The 16791-nt window shown below is 64.8% G+C and carries 17 protein-coding genes; 13 read left to right on the top strand and 4 right to left on the bottom strand.

All coding sequences use genetic code 11. The features are described from left to right. Nucleotides 1–20: 20 nt before the first annotated feature. Nucleotides 21–815: a sulfate adenylyltransferase subunit CysD gene (gene cysD / locus E4K65_RS24435; RefSeq protein WP_027544222.1), complete on the bottom strand. Its 795-nt coding sequence runs from the start codon at nt 813–815 to the stop codon at nt 21–23. A gap of 245 nt (nt 816–1060) precedes the next feature. On the opposite strand from cysD, the gene cysG reads away from it, so the two are divergent. The 12 genes from cysG (at nt 1061) to E4K65_RS24375 (ending at nt 12359) form a co-directional block, all read left to right on the top strand. Next, complete coding sequence (gene cysG / locus E4K65_RS24430; RefSeq protein ID WP_135176321.1) at nt 1061–2485, top strand: siroheme synthase CysG; 1425 nt, start codon at nt 1061–1063, stop codon at nt 2483–2485. Beyond that, the gene (locus E4K65_RS24425) at nt 2482–2790 is read left to right on the top strand and encodes a DUF2849 domain-containing protein (protein WP_135176320.1); all 309 of its coding nucleotides are present in this window, start codon (nt 2482–2484) and stop codon (nt 2788–2790) included. The genes cysG and E4K65_RS24425 overlap by 4 nt, the downstream gene beginning before the upstream one ends. Before the next feature lie 28 nt (nt 2791–2818). Further along, entirely contained in the window at nt 2819–4474 is a 1656-nt protein-coding gene (locus tag E4K65_RS24420; protein ID WP_135176319.1) for a nitrite/sulfite reductase, read from the top strand. Next, entirely contained in the window at nt 4461–4976 is a 516-nt protein-coding gene (locus E4K65_RS24415; RefSeq protein WP_011084296.1) for a DUF934 domain-containing protein, read from the top strand. Before E4K65_RS24420 ends, E4K65_RS24415 begins: the two co-directional genes overlap by 14 nt. After that, the gene (locus E4K65_RS24410; RefSeq protein WP_135176318.1) at nt 4973–5704 is read left to right on the top strand and encodes a phosphoadenylyl-sulfate reductase; all 732 of its coding nucleotides are present in this window, start codon (nt 4973–4975) and stop codon (nt 5702–5704) included. The genes E4K65_RS24415 and E4K65_RS24410 overlap by 4 nt, the downstream gene beginning before the upstream one ends. Nucleotides 5705–5812: 108 nt before the next feature. Then, nucleotides 5813–6814, top strand: coding sequence for a sulfate ABC transporter substrate-binding protein (locus tag E4K65_RS24405; protein ID WP_135176317.1), 1002 nt, complete (start codon nt 5813–5815; stop codon nt 6812–6814). Between the two features lie 67 nt (nt 6815–6881). Beyond that, entirely contained in the window at nt 6882–7688 is an 807-nt protein-coding gene (cysT, locus tag E4K65_RS24400) for a sulfate ABC transporter permease subunit CysT (protein ID WP_404558918.1), read from the top strand. A gap of 10 nt (nt 7689–7698) precedes the next feature. After that, nucleotides 7699–8610 carry a sulfate ABC transporter permease subunit CysW gene (gene cysW, locus E4K65_RS24395; protein ID WP_135176315.1) on the top strand — a complete coding sequence of 304 codons (912 nt, stop codon included), beginning with the start codon at nt 7699–7701 and terminating at the stop codon, nt 8608–8610. Then, a complete protein-coding gene (locus tag E4K65_RS24390; protein ID WP_135176314.1) occupies nt 8600–9634 on the top strand; it encodes a sulfate/molybdate ABC transporter ATP-binding protein in 1035 nt (344 codons plus the stop codon). The genes cysW and E4K65_RS24390 overlap by 11 nt, the downstream gene beginning before the upstream one ends. Before the next feature lie 177 nt (nt 9635–9811). Next, nucleotides 9812–10315, top strand: a complete 504-nt coding sequence (locus E4K65_RS24385; protein WP_027544212.1) for a CAP domain-containing protein — start codon at nt 9812–9814, stop codon at nt 10313–10315. A 78-nt stretch (nt 10316–10393) separates the two neighbouring features. Further along, nucleotides 10394–11569, top strand: coding sequence for a DUF3734 domain-containing protein (locus E4K65_RS24380; protein ID WP_135176313.1), 1176 nt, complete (start codon nt 10394–10396; stop codon nt 11567–11569). A 1-nt stretch (nt 11570) separates the two neighbouring features. Then, on the top strand, nt 11571–12359 hold the full coding sequence (locus tag E4K65_RS24375; protein ID WP_027544210.1) for a 3-hydroxybutyrate dehydrogenase: 789 nt from the start codon (nt 11571–11573) through the stop codon (nt 12357–12359). 150 nt (nt 12360–12509) lie between these two features. Here the strand turns inward: E4K65_RS24375 and E4K65_RS24370 are convergent, their stop codons facing one another. The 3 genes from E4K65_RS24370 to E4K65_RS24360 form a co-directional block, all read right to left on the bottom strand. Then, nucleotides 12510–13334: a sulfite exporter TauE/SafE family protein gene (locus E4K65_RS24370; protein WP_135176312.1), complete on the bottom strand. Its 825-nt coding sequence runs from the start codon at nt 13332–13334 to the stop codon at nt 12510–12512. 188 nt (nt 13335–13522) lie between these two features. After that, nucleotides 13523–14890, bottom strand: coding sequence for a flippase (locus E4K65_RS24365; protein ID WP_430649038.1), 1368 nt, complete (start codon nt 14888–14890; stop codon nt 13523–13525). Between the two features lie 227 nt (nt 14891–15117). Continuing rightward, nucleotides 15118–15960, bottom strand: coding sequence for a protein-disulfide reductase DsbD domain-containing protein (locus E4K65_RS24360; RefSeq protein ID WP_135176310.1), 843 nt, complete (start codon nt 15958–15960; stop codon nt 15118–15120). Between the two features lie 142 nt (nt 15961–16102). Between E4K65_RS24360 and E4K65_RS24355 the strand changes: the two genes are divergently transcribed. Further along, the gene (locus E4K65_RS24355) at nt 16103–16747 is read left to right on the top strand and encodes a YqgE/AlgH family protein (protein ID WP_135176309.1); all 645 of its coding nucleotides are present in this window, start codon (nt 16103–16105) and stop codon (nt 16745–16747) included. Nucleotides 16748–16791 lie beyond the last annotated feature (44 nt).

Genomic DNA, 16791 nt, shown 5'->3' with positions numbered 1-16791 from the left:
GGCCGCGTTGCGTCCTGAGGTCAGAGATAGCCGGCGACGCGCAGACGCTCGAAGGCGTCTTCGGTCTCGTGGTCGAGCGCGCGTCCCGCGCGCTCCGGCACCTTGGTCTGCTCGAGCTCGACCAGGATCTCGTCGATGGTCGACGCGGTCGAAACGACCGGGTTGGTGATGTCCTGATCGCCCAGCGAGCGGTAGCGCTTGCCGTTCTGCGACAGATAGAGCGGGATGATCGGGATGTTCTCGCGCTTGGTGTAGGCCCAGATGTCGGCCTCGGTCCAATGCAGGATCGGATGGATGCGCAAATGCGCGCCTTGCGGCGGCGAGGCGTTGAAATGATCCCAGAACTCAGGCGGCTGGTCGCGCACGTCCCAATTGCCTTCGAGGCCGCGCGGCGAGAACACGCGCTCCTTGGCGCGGGTGGCCTCCTCGTCGCGGCGGATGCCGGCGATCAGGCCGTCGAAGCCGTATTTGCCGAGTGCCATCTTGAGACCTTCGGTCTTGCGCGCGGCGGAACGGGCGGCCGGCGGCAGCGTTGGGTCGACGGCATCGATGGGCGGGCAGGGCTCGACGCGCAGGTCGAGGTCCCACTCCTTGCCGTAATGATCGCGGAAGCGATACATCTCCGGAAACTTCTTGCCGGTGTCGACATGGAGGGCCGGGAACGGCATGCGGCCGAAGAACGCCTTGCGCGCCAGCCAGATCATGACGTTGGAGTCCTTGCCGAGCGACCACAGCAGGGCGATCTTCTTCAGGCGGGCGAAGGCCTCGCGGAAAATGTAGATGCTCTGTGCCTCGAGCTGGTCCAGATGGTCCATGCTGGGCGCAACATCAGCAGAAAATTCTTGCGAGCCCGAGCGTCCGACGAGGGCGGGGCTGCTCACTCCGACAGCTGCGGAATCGTCCTTGAGAAGATGCATCTCTGCCACTTTGCGTTTGGAGGCGAAAATTCTATAGTTGCAGCGCAGAAGAGAAGAAAAAATTTTCTCTTTGCGCGCTCGAAACGACACATATATAGAAAATAATTCCAGTCAACCCCGGATGTGGGGGAAGCGAGTATCGTATGCGGTTCTTGCCCGTGTTCCTCGATCTCAAGGCCGGTCCGGTGGTTCTCATCGGCGCGGGTGAGCTTTTGCGCGCCAAGCTGCGCGTGCTCACTGCGGCCGGCGCGCGCATCCGCGTGCATGCGATCGATGGCAATCGGGATCTGACCCTCAGCTCCGAGGACGCTGCGCGCGTTGAGATCGCGACCGGCGATCCGCTCACCGCCGACCTCTCAGGCGTCATCGCCATCGTCTGCGCGGGTGCGGGCGATGTCGGCGTTGCGATGTCGGCGCGGGCGAAGGCGCTCGGCCTGCCGGTCAACGTCATGGACGATCTCGAGCATTCCAGCTTCATCTTCCCGGCCATTGTCGATCGCGGCGATGTTGTGGTCGCGGTCGGCACTGGTGGCACGTCCCCGGTGGTGGCGCGGCGCGTACGCGAGAAGATCGAGGCGCTGCTGCCGGCGCGCATCGGCGAACTCGCCGAGTTCATCGGCGGTTTCCGCAAATCCATCAACGAGCGCATTGCCGAGTTTCCGCTGCGCCGTCGCTTCTGGGAGCGCGTCATCGACGGCCCGATCGGCGCCTCCGTGCTCGCCGGCCGCAAGGGCGAGGCGGATGCGGCGCTCAAGGCTATCTCAAATCCCTCCGAATTCGCGCGTGCCGACAAGCCGGAAGGCTCGGTTGCGCTGGTCGGCGCCGGCCCGGGCGATCCCGATCTCCTCACCATCAAGGCGCTGCGTGCGCTCCAGGACGCCGACATCGTCTTCCATGACGAGCTGGTCTCGCCTGAAATTCTCGACCGCATCCGCCGCGACACCACGCGCGTTGCGGTCGGCCGCCGCGTCGGCAAGCCCGGTATCGGCCAGGACGCCATCAACAAGCGCATGATCGAGGCCGCGCAATCCGGCCAGCGCGTGGTGCGGCTGAAGGGCGGCGATCCCTTCGTGTTCGGCCGCGGCGGCGAGGAAGTCGAAGCGCTGCGCACGGCGGGCGTTGCCTATTCGATCATTCCCGGCATCACCGCCGGGCTCGGCGGTGCCGCCGATTTCGAGGTGCCGCTCACCTATCGTCATGAAGCGACCCGCATCACCTTCCTCACCGCGCACAAGGCGCGCGATGCGGAAGCCGTGGACTGGTCGACGCTGACCGACACCAAAATGACCGTCGTCGTCTACATGGGCATGACCGCGGCACCCGCCGTCCGCGCCGGCCTGTTCGCCGCCGGCCGCTCGCCGGAAACGCCGGTCGGTGTGTTCGCCCGCGTCACGCGGCCGGATGCGCAAGGCGCGATCGGCACGTTGCGCGACCTGCCCGAGCTCGTGCGGCGGACCCATGGCGGTCCCGCCATCCTCATCATCGGTGACGTGGTCCGGCATGCCGGCTCGCTTCGCCGCCAAACACCCAAGCAAATCATCTCCGACCTATTGGATGCTGCCGAATGACCTCTCCTCTGCAACAAAAACTGAAAATTACGGGTCCCTCCGTTGTGACCGCCAACCGGACCTGGGACGGCGTCGTCGTCTATCGCACTGCTGCCAGGGGCTGGTCCGTGGAACTGACCGATGCCGCGATCGTGCGAAACTCGGACGACGCGAAAGCGTTGCTCGCCGAGGCCGTGGCCGATGACGTCGGCGCGATCGGCCCCTATATCGCGCCGGTGCAAGTCGACGAGGCCGGCAAGATCCTGCCGGGTAATCTGCGTGAGCAGATTCGCCGCGATGGCGTGACGATCGGCTTGCCCGTCTGAACGTTGGCAGAGCTGTAGGGCATTCTTCATGTACGCTTACGACGAAATCGACCGCACGCTGGTCAACGAGCGCGTCTCGGAATTCCGCGATCAGGTGAAGCGGCGCCTCTCCGGCGAGCTCACCGAGGACGAATTCAAGATGCTGCGCCTGCAGAACGGCGTCTATCTGCAACTCCACGCCTACATGTTTCGCGTCGCGATTCCCTACGGCACGCTGGCGTCGAACCAGTTGCGGGCGCTCGCCCATGTCGCGCGCAAATACGACCGGGGCTACGGCCATTTCACCACGCGCCAGAACATCCAGTTCAACTGGATCAAGCTGTCGGACCTGCCGGACGCGTTGGCCGATCTCGCCGAGGTCGGCATCCACGCGATGCAGACCTCCGGCAACAACATGCGCAACGTCACCTCTGACCAGTGGGCCGGCGTCGCGCCCGGCGAGATCGAGGATCCCCGCATCTGGTCGGAGCTGATCCGCCAGCACACCACGCTGCATCCGGAATTCTCGTTCCTGCCGCGCAAGTTCAAGATCGCGATCACCGCGTCGGACCACGACCGCGCCGCGATCAAGGTCCACGATATCGGCCTGCGCCTGATCAAGAACGAGAAGGGCGAAACCGGCTTCGAGGTCCTGGTCGGCGGCGGTCTCGGCCGCACGCCGTTCATCGGCAAGACCATCAAGCACTTCGTGCACGGCCGCGATCTCCTCAGCTACATCGAGGCCATCCTGCGCGTCTACAACCAGTACGGCCGCCGCGACAACATCTACAAGGCCCGTATCAAGATCCTGGTGCACGAGCTCGGCATCGAGAAATTCTCCCGCGAGGTCGAGGACGAGTGGCAGCACATCCGCAACTCCTCGCTCCAGATCGACGACGAGGTGATCGAGGACATCCGCTCGCGCTTCATCTATCCGGCGTACGAGAAGCTGCCGCACATGCCGGACGAACTGCGGCAGGCCGCGGCCGATCCTGATTTCGAAGCATGGCGCAAGAACTCCGTCGCCGCGCACAAGAACCCGGGCTATTCCATCGTCACGATCTCGCTGAAGCCGATCGGCGCGCCTCCGGGTGATGCCACCGCCGAGCAGATGGATGCGCTCGCCGATCTCGCCGACAAATATTCCTTCGGCGAAATCCGCGTCGGCCACGAGCAGAATCTGGCGCTGCCGCACGTCGCCAAGCGCGACCTGCCGGCGCTGTGGAAGGCGCTGGACAAGCTCGGGCTGGCGACCCCGAACGTCAATCTGATCACCGACATCATCGCCTGCCCGGGGCTCGACTATTGCTCGCTGGCGAATGCGCGCTCGATCCCGATCGCGCAGGAGCTGACGCGGCGCTTCGCCAATCACGAGCTCGCCAACCTGATCGGCCGGCTGCACATCAACATCTCGGGCTGCATCAATGCCTGCGGCCATCACCATGTCGGCCATATCGGCATCCTCGGCGTCGAGAAGAACGGCGAGGAGGTTTACCAGATCACCATCGGCGGCCGCGCCGACGAGGGCGCCGCGCTCGGCAATCTGATCGGCCCCGGCGTCAAGTTCGACGAGGTCGCCGACGTCGTCGAGGACATCGTGGAAGCCTATCTCGCGCTGCGCGAGCGTCCGGAGGAGCTGTTCATCGACACGGTGAAGCGCCTCGGCGTCGAACCCTTCAAGGAGCGTGTCTATGCCACTCGTTAACGGCGGAAAAATCGTCGACGACAGCTTCGTCAAGCTGGCCGTCGACACGCCGCTGCCCGAGGGCGGCGACATTCTGGTGCCGGCGGAGCGCTTCGTCGGTGAGGCGGATGCGTTGCTCAAGCGTGCCGGCAAGGTCGGCGTGATCTGGCCGAACAACCGCGACATCGATGAGCTCGTGCCGTATCTCGGCAAGGTCGCCGCCGTCGCGCTGGTGTTCCCGAGCTTCCGCGACGGACGCGCCTACAGCCAGGCGCGGCTGCTGCGCGAGCGCTACAACTATCGCGGCGAGTTGCGTGCGACGGGACAGGTGCTGCGCGACCAGTTCGTGTTCATGCTGCGCGCGGGCTTCGATTCCTTCGAGGTCAAGAAGCAGGCCGATGCGGAAGCCTTCATGCAGACCGCAAAGCGCTATTCGGTGTTCTACCAGCCGACCGGTGACGGCCGCATCACGGCGCTGCACCGGCGCATGCAGTTGCGTCACTCGGAAGGTGTCGGCACGTGAACGCCATTGCGCCTCAGCTATCTCCGGTGTCCGTTTCCGCGCTGCCCTCGGCCGAGGAGCTCGATCGCGCGTTGCGCGACGCCTCGCCCGCGGAGATCATCGCCGCGGCCCTGAAGACGGTCGGCCGCGACAAGCTTGCGGTGGTGTCGTCCTTCGGCACGGAATCCGCGACGCTTCTGAAGGTGATGGCGGACGTCGACCCTGCGATCCCCGTGATCTTCCTCGACACCGGTTGGCTGTTCGAGGAGACGCTCGCCTATCGCGACACGCTGGTCGCGACGCTGGGTCTCAAGGACGTTCGCTCGATCAAGCCGGCGGAGGAGACGCTGTCGCGCGAGGATCCCGAGCGCGACCTCTGGTTCTCCGATCCCGACGCCTGCTGCCGCATCCGCAAGGTGGAGCCGCTGGCGCGCGCGCTGAAGCCGTTCGATGCCTGGATCAACGGCCGCAAGCGCTTCCAGGGCAATGCGCGCGCCGACATTCCGGTGGTCGAGGACGACGGCGCGCGGCTGAAGTTCAACCCCTTCGCCAACGTCTCGCGCGAGGAACTCGATGCGATTTTCGTCCGCGCCAAATTGCCGCGTCATCCACTGGCTGCCTCCGGTTTCCTGTCGGTTGGGTGTATGCCTTGCACCAGCAGAACGGCCGAAGGCGAGGATGCGCGCGCCGGTCGCTGGCGCGGCCGGGCCAAGACAGAATGCGGCATTCACACGATGAAGACTTCGTAGCACAGTCAGGCTGCGACGCCGCGAACAAGAAAATCCGGTTCCGTTGACTTAAGCGCGTTTCGCCCCGAGTTATGCCTGCCATCGATGACGTCGATGTCGTCGAGGTGAATGGAGATGGACATGCTGCGCCGTATCGTTCCGCTCGTGGCAGGACTGCTTTGGGCAAGCTCGGCTCTCGCCGCCGACATCAACCTGTTGAACGTGTCGTACGATCCGACGCGGGAGCTCTATGCCGAGTTCAACAAGGCGTTTGCGGGTGCCTATCAGAAGGAAACCGGCAAGAGCGTCGAGATCAAGCAGTCGCATGGCGGCAGCGGTTCGCAGGCGCGCGCGGTGATCGACGGATTGCAGGCCGATGTGGTGACGCTCGCGCTTGCCTATGACATCGATGCGATCGCGAGCAAGGGCCTCACGACGGCCGACTGGCAGAAGCGTCTGCCGCAGAATTCATCACCCTACACGTCGACCATCGTGTTCCTGGTGCGCAAGGGTAACCCGAAAGGCATCAAGGACTGGGACGACCTGCTCAAGCCGGGCGTTGCCGTGATCACGCCGAACCCGAAGACGTCGGGCGGCGCGCGCTGGAACTATCTGGCGGCCTGGGGCTTCGCGCAGAAGAAATTCGGATCAGCCGACAAGGCCAAGGATTTCATCGGCAAACTCTACCAGCAGGTGCCGGTGCTCGATACCGGCGCGCGCGGCGCCACCGTGACCTTCGTCGAGCGCGGCGTCGGCGACGTGCTGCTCGCCTGGGAGAACGAGGCCTATCTCGCGCTCAAGGAATTCGGTCCGGAAAAATTCCAGATCGTCGCGCCGCCACAATCGATCCTCGCCGAGCCGCCGGTCGCGATCGTCGACAAGGTTGCCGATAAAAAAGGCACCCGCAACGCCGCCGACGCCTACCTCCAGTACTGGTACACCAAGGAGGGCCAGGAGATCGCCGCGCGCAATTTCTACCGTCCGCGCGACGCCGAGATTGCCAAAAAATATGAAAACTCCTTCGCGAAGGTCGAGCTTTTCACCATCGACGACGTTTTCGGCGGCTGGACCAAGGCGCAGAAGGAACATTTTGCCGACGGCGGCATTTTCGATCAGATCTACAAGAACTGATCGGGCGCCGTTTTAGGAGGCTTTAGCAGGGGGCCTGGTGAGCGCAGTTGTAGCACGACGACGGACATTGCCGGGCTTCGGTCTCACCATGGGACTGACGCTTTCCTGGCTGTCGATCATCATCCTCATTCCGCTCGCCGGCCTGTTCCTGAAATCGCTCGAGCTGAGCCCCGAGCAGTTCTGGAACATCCTCTCCAGCCGCCGTACCCTGAACGCGCTGCGGGTCTCGTTCGGCCTCGCCTTCGCGGCGGCCTGCGTCAATCTGGTGATGGGCAGCATCATCGTCTGGGCGCTGGTGCGCTACCGGTTTCCCGGCCGGCGCATCTTCGACGCCATCGTCGACGTGCCCTTCGCGCTGCCGACGGCGGTTGCCGGCGTTGCGCTGACGGCGCTGTTCGCCGAGAAGGGCTGGCTGGGCGCGCCGCTCGCGGCGCTCGGCATCAAGGTGGCGTTCACGCCGGTGGGCATCTTCGTCGCCATGATCTTCATCGGCATTCCCTTCGTGGTGCGCACCGTGCAGCCGGTGCTCCAGGATCTCGACCCCGAGATCGAGGAGGCCGCGGGCAGCCTGGGCGCGAGCCGCTGGCAGACCATCAGCCGCGTGATCCTGCCCTCGCTCGGACCGGCGCTGCTCACCGGCCTCGCCCTCGCCTTTGCGCGCGCCGTTGGTGAATACGGCTCGGTGATCTTCATCGCCGGCAATCTGCCGAACGTCTCCGAGATTGCGCCGCTGCTGATCGTGATCCGGCTCTCCGAATTCCGCTACGCCGATGCGACCGCCATCGCGGTGGTCATGCTCGTCGTCTCTTTCGTCGTCATCTTCGCCGTCAACCGGCTCCAGCGCTGGGCGCAGAGCCGGATCCCGGCGCGTTGAGGAGGATGCGATGACGATGCAGATCGCAGATTCCGTTTCGCTCTCCTCGCCCGATGCGAAGGCGCGCGCGCACGCGGCGGCGGCGCGTGACAACCTTCGCACCGAGCCGAGGGCGGTGCGCATCGTCATCATCACGCTGGCGGTGCTGTTCCTCTCGGTCTTCGTCGTGCTGCCGCTGGTCGTCGTGTTCGCGCAGGCATTCTCGAAGGGCATCCTCGCCTATCTCGCCGCGCTCGCCGAGCCGGAGGCGCTGGCCGCGATCAAGCTGACGCTGCTGGTCGCGGCGATCTCGGTCGGCCTCAATCTCGTGTTCGGCCTCGTCGCCGCCTGGGCCATTGCCAAGTTCGATTTCAGCGGCAAGACCTTCCTGATCACGCTGATCGACCTGCCGTTCTCGGTCAGCCCGGTGATCTCGGGCCTCGTCTTCGTGCTGCTGTTCGGCGCGCAGGGCTATTTCGGCGGCTGGCTTAGGGATCACGACATCCAGATCCTGTTCGCGGTGCCCGGCATTGCGCTCGCGACCACCTTCGTGACCTTCCCCTTCGTCGCGCGCGCGCTGATCCCCCTGATGCAGGAGCAGGGCACGCAGGAAGAGGAAGCCGCGATCTCGCTCGGCGCTTCCGGCCTGCAGACCTTCTTCCGCGTCACGCTGCCGAACATCAAATGGGGCGTGCTCTACGGCGTCCTGCTCTGCAACGCGCGCGCGATGGGCGAGTTCGGTGCGGTGTCGGTCGTGTCGGGCCACATCCGCGGCGAGACCAACACCATGCCGCTGCTGGTCGAGATTCTCTACAACGAGTACCAGTTCGTCGCCGCCTTCGCGATCGCCTCGCTGCTGGCGATGCTGGCGCTGATCACGCTGATCGCAAAAACCGTTCTCGAACGTCATCTGGACGAAGGACAGGACGCAAGTGACCATTGAAGTCAGGAATCTCGTCAAGAAGTTCGGCAGTTTTGCCGCCCTCGACGGCGTCGACCTCAAGGTCGACAATGGCGAGTTGCTGGCGCTGCTCGGACCCTCGGGCTCCGGCAAGACCACGCTGCTGCGGATCATCGCCGGCCTCGACTGGCCGGATTCGGGCGAAGTCTCCTTCAACGGCGAGGACGCACTGGCGCAAGGCGCGCGTGAGCGGCACGTCGGCTTCGTGTTCCAGCACTACGCGCTGTTCCGCCACATGACAGTGTTCGAGAACGTCGCCTTCGGCCTGCGCGTGCAGCCGCGCGCGGTCCGGAAAGAGGAGGCCGCGATCCGCGCCCGGGTGAAAGAGCTGCTCGATCTCGTGCAGCTCGACTGGCTCGCCGACCGCTATCCGAGCCAGCTCTCCGGCGGCCAGCGCCAGCGCATCGCGCTTGCCCGTGCGCTTGCGATCGAGCCGCGCATCCTGCTGCTCGACGAGCCGTTCGGCGCGCTCGATGCCAAGGTGCGCAAGGAGCTGCGCCGATGGCTGCGCTCGCTGCATCACGAGATCAACGTCACCTCGATCTTCGTCACCCACGACCAGGAGGAGGCGCTGGAAGTCGCCAACCGCGTCGTGGTGATGGACAAGGGCAGGATCGAGCAGATCGGCTCGCCCGATGACGTCTACGAGAGCCCCGCGACCGCCTTCGTCCACGGCTTCATCGGCGAATCCATCGAGCTTCCGGTCCAGATTGCCAACGGCGTAGTCCAGCTCGGCGACCGGCCGCTCCAGCTTGCGGCAGACGGCCTTGCTCCTGGCGCGTCGAAACTGTTCGTGCGGCGACATGACATGCTGGTCGGCCCGCCCGGCAGCGGCGCCTTCGAAGGCGCCGTGCAGCACGTCCGGAATTTCGGGCCGGTGCAGCGGGCGGAGGTGGCGCTGTCAGGCGGCGAGACCATCGAGATCGATGCCCCCCGCGACAGGGAACTGCATGTCGGCGACAGGATCGGCCTCGAGCCTCGCCGCTACCGGATATTTGCGGGCTAAGGCATCGTCGTTCCGGGGCGCGCGTCAGCGCGAACCCGGAATCTCGAGAATATAGAGCGAGATTCCGGGTTCAGTGCTGCGCACTGCCTCGGAATGACGAGCACGATTTTCCGCAAAATTCACCTTTCAGCCACGGTTGGTATGCAACAACGGCCCTTCATTTGGGGGCCCCGATTCATGCGCGCTGCGGCCGCAATATCAATCACTTTGCTGCTCGCCGGCTGTGCCGGCAACGAAGCGCCGGTCCAGCAGCCGTCGATGTATGCCGATATGGCGGTTCCGGGCGCCAAGCTCGACGCGCAGGCGGCCGCGGTGATGATCTCGCAATACCGCCAGAACAACGCCCTCGGCACCGTCGTGATCGACCCCGACCTGATGCTGCTCGCCGAATCCCAGTCCCAGGCGATGGCTGCGGCCAACAAGATGGACCATGACGTCCGCGCGCCCCTGGCCAAGCGGCTCAGCGCCGGCGGCTATCCTGCGACTGTGGCGGTCGAAAACGTCTCGGCGGGCTATCATACGCTGGCGGAAGCGTTTTCCGGCTGGCGCGACTCGCCCCCGCACCGGGCCAACATGCTCAAGAGCGGTGTCACAAAATTGGGCATAGCGGCCGGCTATGCTCCGAACACCAAGTACAAGGTGTTCTGGACCATGATCCTGGCCTCGACGGATCCCCGATAAGCCAGACTTGATCCCGGGGTGCATTGACGCCGCGGCGGACTGTCGCCACGGTGGCTCGCCATTTGCTATTGTTCCCCGATGACAGATCATAGTCCGCAATCCGCCAGCGTCCCCGCGAATGCGCAACGCGTCCTCGTCTTGCAGGGCGGCGGCGCGCTTGGCTCGTATCAGGCCGGCGCCTATCAGGCGCTGTGCGGCTATGGCTTCGAGCCCGAATGGGTCGCCGGCATCTCCATCGGCGCGGTCAACGCCGCCATCATCGCCGGCAATGAGGGCCACACCCGCGTCAAGCGGCTGAAGGAATTCTGGGAGATGGTGTCGGCGCCGGTGCCGTGGAAGCCGATCGGCAAGAGTGACCACAGCCGCGAGCTGTTCAACTCAACCAGCGCCGCGCTGATCGCGACCTTCGGCGTGCCCGGCTTCTTCGTCCCGCGCGTGCCGCCCGCGCCGATGTGGCCGCCGGGCCATCCCGAGGCGGAGAGCTATTACGACACCGCGCCGCTGAAGAAGACGCTGGAGCGGCTGGTCGATTTCGACCGCATCAACGACCTCAAGACGCGCTTCTCCGTCGGCGCCGTCGGCGTCACCTCCGGCAACTTCAAATATTTCGACAATTACGAGTTCAAGAAACTCGGCAAGAAGATCGGTCCCGAGCACATCATGGCCTCCGGCGCGCTGCCGCCGGGCTTTCCGTCCGTCGTCATCGACGGCGAGCATTACTGGGACGGCGGCATCGCCTCCAACACGCCGCTCGATTACGTGCTCGATGCCGAGCTGGCTCGCGACATGCTGATCTTCCAGGTCGATCTGTTCAGCGCCCGCGGCGACCTGCCGAATTCGCTGCTGGAGGCCACCGAGCGCGAGAAGGACATCCGCTTCTCCAGTCGCACGCGGATGAACACCGACAAGAACAAGCAGATCCACAACGCCCGCAGGGCGGTGCGCGACCTGATTTCCAAATTGCCCGATTACCTCAAGAACGACCCTTCCGTCGAATTCCTTGCGAAGGCAGCTCGTGAGAGCACGGTCACCGTGGTGCACCTGATTTATCGCAGCAAGAACTACGAATCCTCGTCCAAGGATTACGATTTCTCGCACGTGGCCATGGTCGAGCATTGGGAAGCCGGCGTGCGCGACGTGCATCTGTCGATGCGCCACAAGGACTGGCTCGATCAGCCGCAATCCGGCGAGACCATGGTGACCTACGATCTCACGGGGGACGTCTCCGCACCCCCGGCAAAAAGGAGCGAATAGAATGGGTAGTCTGTCAGGCAAGAACGCCGTCGTGACCGGATCGACCAGCGGCATCGGGCTCGCTTATGCCCGCGCCTTCGCGGCGGCCGGTGCCAACGTCGTCATCAACGGCTTCGGCTCGCCCGAGGACATCGAGAAGGAACGCGCGAAGATCGAGTCGGACTTCGGCGTGAAGGCGATCTACTCGCCCGCCGACATGACCAAGCCGGCCGAGATCGCCGGGATGATCGCGCTCGGCGAGAAGACCTTCGGCTCGGTCGACGTCCTCGTCAACAATGCCGGCATCCAGTTCGTCTCGCCGATCGAGGAATTCCCGCCGGAGAAATGGGACCAGATCATCGCCATCAACCTGTCCTCGGCCTTCCATGCCATCCGCGCCGCGGTGCCCGGCATGAAGAAGAAGGGTTGGGGCCGCATCATCAATACCGCTTCCGCGCATTCGCTGGTCGCCTCGCCGTTCAAGTCGGCCTACGTCTCGGCCAAGCACGGCATCGCCGGTCTCACCAAGACCGTGGCGCTGGAAGTCGCGACCCACAAGATCACCTGCAACTGCATCAGCCCCGGCTATGTCTGGACGCCGCTGGTCGAGAAGCAGATTCCCGACACGATGAAGGCGCGCAATCTCACCCGTGAGCAGGTCATCAACGACGTGCTGCTCGACGCGCAGCCGACCAAGGAGTTCGTCACCTCCGAGCAGGTCGCCGCACTTGCGCTGTTCCTGTGCAGCGACGATGCCGCGCAGATCACCGGCACCAACCTCTCGATCGACGGTGGCTGGACCGCGGAGTAGTTCGCGTCAACCCATAACTCTCGGTCATGCCCCGCGAAGGCGGGGCATCCAGTACGCCGCGGCCTGTCGGTTCAACCACAGACGCCTCGGAGTACTGGGTCGCCCGGTCAAGCCGGGCGACGACAGTGAGAGTGGGGCGCCGTCTCTGGCCTAATGCGTCCAGGCCAGAGCCGTCACGAACGCGGATGACAGGTTCAGCTCCGCAAACATGATCTTGCCGGCGACCACGAACAGCACGCTGGCAAGCGTCAGGCGCAGCACCATCTCGGGGACGCGCGTCGCACTGAAGCTGCCGACGATGATGCCGGGCAGCGAGCCCAGCAGCAGCACGCCCATCAGGGCCCAATCGACGTCGCCAAGCGCCCAATGTCCGATGCCAGCGACCAGCGTCAGCGGCACCGCATGGGCGATGTCGGAGCCGACGATGGTCGCCATCGGCAGGCGCGGGTAGAGCAGCAGCAGCACGGTCACGCCGACCGCGCCGGCGCCGACGGATGAAATCGACACCAGCACACCGAGCACGATTCCCGTGACCACGGTCGCAATCGCCGTGGTGCGCTCGTCGACGCGCTCCAGCTTCCTGCGGTAGCGTTCCATGATCGCCTTGCGGAAGATCAGGGACGTTGCGGTCAGCAGCAGGGCGAAGCACAGCACGAGATTGACGAGACTGCGCTCGGAATCGCTCCTGAGATCGAGCTTCCACAGCACGAACAGCGTCAGGGCGCTTGCCGGAAGGCTGCCGCAGGCGAGCCGCAGCACCGCCTGCCAGTGCACGCTGCGCGACCAGCCATGGACGAAGCTGCCGCCGGTCTTGGTGGCCGCGGCATAGAGCAGGTCGGTGCCAACCGCGGTGGACGGATGGACGCCGAACAGCAGGATCAGCAGCGGCGTCATCAACGAGCCGCCACCAACGCCGGTCATCCCGACAAGCAGGCCGACGCCGAAGCCGGAGGCGACGTAGAGTGGATCAATCATGTCCCGGGAATCTTAGGTTTATCTCGTCGATTGGGCAATACGACGTAGAATAAATTTTCCCTGGGAGGCAACTACCTGGACCAAATAAGAAAAATCATGCTACCGGCTGCCGATCAGCAGTCGTTTCGCCTCGTTCTCGAGCCTGTGACGCAACAGGCGTTCCCCAAGGGGCAGGGCAGGCGAGGGGTCTATTTGCCGAACGCCAGCACGTGCAGGCCGAGGCGCTGCCGCACGATCCAGAACAAGAGCACCGTCTCGAAGCTGAGCGAGATCGAGGTCGCGGCCGCGGCGCCATGGCCGCCGTAGCGCGGTACCAGCGCGATGCAGAGCACGACGTTCATCACGAAGGCCAGCGCATAGGCCAGCGCGCACATCTTCTGCTGGCCGAGCATGTTGAGCAGTCGCTCGACGGGCCCTATGGCGGCGCGTACGACGAGCCCGATCGCGGCGACGAACATGATGTCGTAGCCGACCACGAATTGCGGCCCGAACAGCCAGAGCAGCGGCTTGCCGAGCGCCAGCAGCACGATGGTCGCCGCCAGCGACGGCCAGAACGTCCAGCTGATGGCATGCGCGACGTAGGCCGACAGCCGTGCCTTGTCGCCAGCTGCGTTGTATTCGGCGAAGCGGTGCGCTGTCGTCGCCGACATCGCGTAGTGGATGAACGAGACCAGCGCCAGCGTCTTCACCACCGCGAAGTAGACGCCGACCTCGTCGGAAGGGCGGAATTGCTGAAGCACCAGCACGTCGGTGTAGGACAGCAACAGGTAGAAGCTCTCCACCAGCAGGATCGGCAGCGAGACGGCGAGCCAGCCGCCCACGTCATAGGCCTTCGGTCCGGGCGCGATATGGCCGGCGAGCTTGCGGTTCAGCACCACCATCTGCCCGGTCATCGCGATCCACACCGCACCTAGGCTCGCGACCATCGCGGCGACCGCGCCGAGATGATAGCCGAGCAGGAAGGCAGAGGCCGTGATGCCGATGATCAGCGCCTGGCGGATGATGAATTGCGGCATCAGGCCGAGCTGCATCCAGTCATGCGAGCGCGCGATGCCGTCCTGGGTGTTGGCGACGACGAAGGCGGGTAGCGTCATGCAGCCGATATAGAGCGGCAGCACCTCGGCCGGATCGATCCAGGGCGAGAGCAGCTTGACGATGCCGGCGAGGCCGAGTGACATCAGCGTGGAGGCGGCAAAGGTCAGCCAGCGGCTGCCGGAAAGAAAGCCGCGCAGCAGCGCGTGCTCGCCGCTGGTGCGATACTCCGGAATGATCTTCTGTGCGGAGGCCGAGATGCCGAAGTCCATCATGCTGCCGAGCAGCAGCACCCAGGTCCAGACATAGACATAGATGCCGTAGTCGGACGTGCCCATCCAGCGCGCGAGCAGAACCTGCGAAAAATAGGCAAGGCCCGCGCTGACGACGCGGATGATGAAGATGGTGCCGGCCAGCCGCCGCGTCAGCGACGCTTCGCTCGATCCGCCCGAGAGCTTAGCCCGCAGCCGCGCGATCAGCCCGGCCGGTCCGCTCGTTGCGGGTTCTGCATCCATCACGGCCAATTCGAAGAATCCCCAGGCGTCCCGCATGCAGCGGCAGCCTTGCTGCAGTAACCCCGGGAATTAGCAACCATTCGTTAAGATTCGGTTGGGTCACCGGTGTCGTCCCGGCGAAGGCCGGGACCCATACCGCGTGATCTATCGATGGGGTGCGGTGACAATCCCGTAGGACAAGTCTTCGCCAAACCAGGCTCGGTGGCTATGGGTCCCGGCCTTCGCCGGGACGACAGTCACTCCAAATTCGTATTGAACTCGTACGACTTCTCCGGCGCGACCAGCGTGAACTTCAGCGCCGCCCCGTCGGGCTTGGCGCCCGGCGGCAGCCCGTCGAGCTCGAAGGAGAAGCGTTTCACGCCGGGCGGGCTGGGCTCGACCGGTGCCGGGATCGGCAGCGACCAATCCGGCGTCGGCCCCTCGACGAACAGATTGACCTTGCGTGCATCCGCCGGCGCGACGACGTCGACCACCACGTTCTTGGGCCCGTCGCGCCTGACGTCGCGGATGGTCAGCGGATTGGGGTCGCCGATATTGGCGGGCTTCGGCACGGTGTCGAGCGCTGCACGCAAGTTCGCGTCCTCGGTCGAGGCGACGCTGTTGAAGCCGAGCTCGGCGCTGGCCTCGACAGGAATGCAGAGCTTTTCGCACACCGCGTAATTGATCTCGGCGCGCAAGGTCACCGGCTTGTCGGCGGCCTTGGCGACGATGCGCAGGGGCAGCACGACCTGGTCGCGATAGCCGATCGAGTGGCCGCCCGCGCCGTCGTCGAATTTCAGCGGCGCCGGCCACATGACCGTCACCGCTTCGACATTCTCCGATTTCGAGAAGTCGAACCGGGGAGGAACGCCGGAGTCGCCGGGCGTACGCCAGTACGTCTTCCAGCCCGGCTGGAGCTGGAAGGCGATACCGCCGAGCAATACGGCGCCGCTGCGTGATCCCGCCAACAGCCGGACCGCGGAATGTCCGTCGCGCTGCCAGGGCGAGGCGTCGTCGGCGCGAGCTGCGGGGGCCAGTGACGACGCAAGCAGGGTTGTCGCGACGCCGATCGCCGCACGCAGGGGAACTCTTGTGAGCATGGTACGTCTTTACAGGGGCAACCCGGGGCAAACCATTGAATTGCTTGTGATGGATGCACTCGAATCAAGTCTCTGCAAGCCTTGATTTGACAGCGGCCGGGCCCAACATCAGGATAGGAATTGAAACCGGAGTGCTTCACCGATGGCTCCCACAGGCAAGAGGACGGGCGAAGGCACCCGCAGCACGGGTCCCGCGCCCCCCAGTTCGGCCGGCTACCTCGACGGCCGCCTCCTGATCGCCATGCCCGTGATGGGCGATGCGCGCTTCGAGCGCTCGGTGATCTACCTCTGCGCCCATTCGGCCGAAGGCGCGATGGGCATCATCGTCAACCATCCCGCCGGCAGCATCGACTTCCCCGAGCTGTTGCAGCAGCTCGGCATCATCAGGAAGGGCGAGCACATCAAGCTGCCGGAGAACGCCGAAAGCATGAAGGTGCTGCGCGGCGGTCCGGTCGATACCGGGCGCGGCTTCGTGCTGCATTCCAGCGATTTCTACATCGAGAACGCGACGCTCCGGATCGACGACGGCGTCTGCCTCACCGCAACCGTCGATATCCTGCGCGCGATCGCCAACGGTTCCGGCCCCAAGCACGCCATCCTCGCGCTCGGCTATGCCGGCTGGGCGCCGGGCCAGCTCGAGACCGAGATCCAGAGCAACGGCTGGCTGCATTGCGATGCGGATGCGGACCTGATCTTCGGCGACGACGTCGACGAAAAATACGGCCGCGCGCTCCGCAAGATCGGCATCGATCCCGGCATGCTCTCGAACGAGGCGGGACACGCGTAGCTGTCGCAACACCTTCTGCTGTCGTGCGTTAACCTCGCTGTCAT

It is taken from the genome of Bradyrhizobium niftali (assembly GCF_004571025.1).
GTDB lineage: Bacteria > Pseudomonadota > Alphaproteobacteria > Rhizobiales > Xanthobacteraceae > Bradyrhizobium > Bradyrhizobium niftali.
This window is presented reverse-complemented; position numbering and strand designations above follow the sequence as displayed.

Coding starts and splice junctions, on each gene's coding strand:
- E4K65_RS24380 (WP_135176313.1), top strand. CDS start 10,394: ATGACAGATCATAGTCCGCAATCCGCCAGCGTCCCCGCGAATGCGCAA.
- cysW (WP_135176315.1), top strand. CDS start 7,699: ATGACGATGCAGATCGCAGATTCCGTTTCGCTCTCCTCGCCCGATGCG.
- E4K65_RS24405 (WP_135176317.1), top strand. CDS start 5,813: ATGGAGATGGACATGCTGCGCCGTATCGTTCCGCTCGTGGCAGGACTG.
- cysG (WP_135176321.1), top strand. CDS start 1,061: ATGCGGTTCTTGCCCGTGTTCCTCGATCTCAAGGCCGGTCCGGTGGTT.
- E4K65_RS24360 (WP_135176310.1), bottom strand. CDS start 15,960: ATGCTCACAAGAGTTCCCCTGCGTGCGGCGATCGGCGTCGCGACAACC.
- E4K65_RS24425 (WP_135176320.1), top strand. CDS start 2,482: ATGACCTCTCCTCTGCAACAAAAACTGAAAATTACGGGTCCCTCCGTT.
- E4K65_RS24375 (WP_027544210.1), top strand. CDS start 11,571: ATGGGTAGTCTGTCAGGCAAGAACGCCGTCGTGACCGGATCGACCAGC.
- E4K65_RS24420 (WP_135176319.1), top strand. CDS start 2,819: ATGTACGCTTACGACGAAATCGACCGCACGCTGGTCAACGAGCGCGTC.
- E4K65_RS24415 (WP_011084296.1), top strand. CDS start 4,461: ATGCCACTCGTTAACGGCGGAAAAATCGTCGACGACAGCTTCGTCAAG.
- E4K65_RS24355 (WP_135176309.1), top strand. CDS start 16,103: ATGGCTCCCACAGGCAAGAGGACGGGCGAAGGCACCCGCAGCACGGGT.
- cysD (WP_027544222.1), bottom strand. CDS start 815: ATGGACCATCTGGACCAGCTCGAGGCACAGAGCATCTACATTTTCCGC.
- E4K65_RS24370 (WP_135176312.1), bottom strand. CDS start 13,334: ATGATTGATCCACTCTACGTCGCCTCCGGCTTCGGCGTCGGCCTGCTT.
- E4K65_RS24385 (WP_027544212.1), top strand. CDS start 9,812: ATGCGCGCTGCGGCCGCAATATCAATCACTTTGCTGCTCGCCGGCTGT.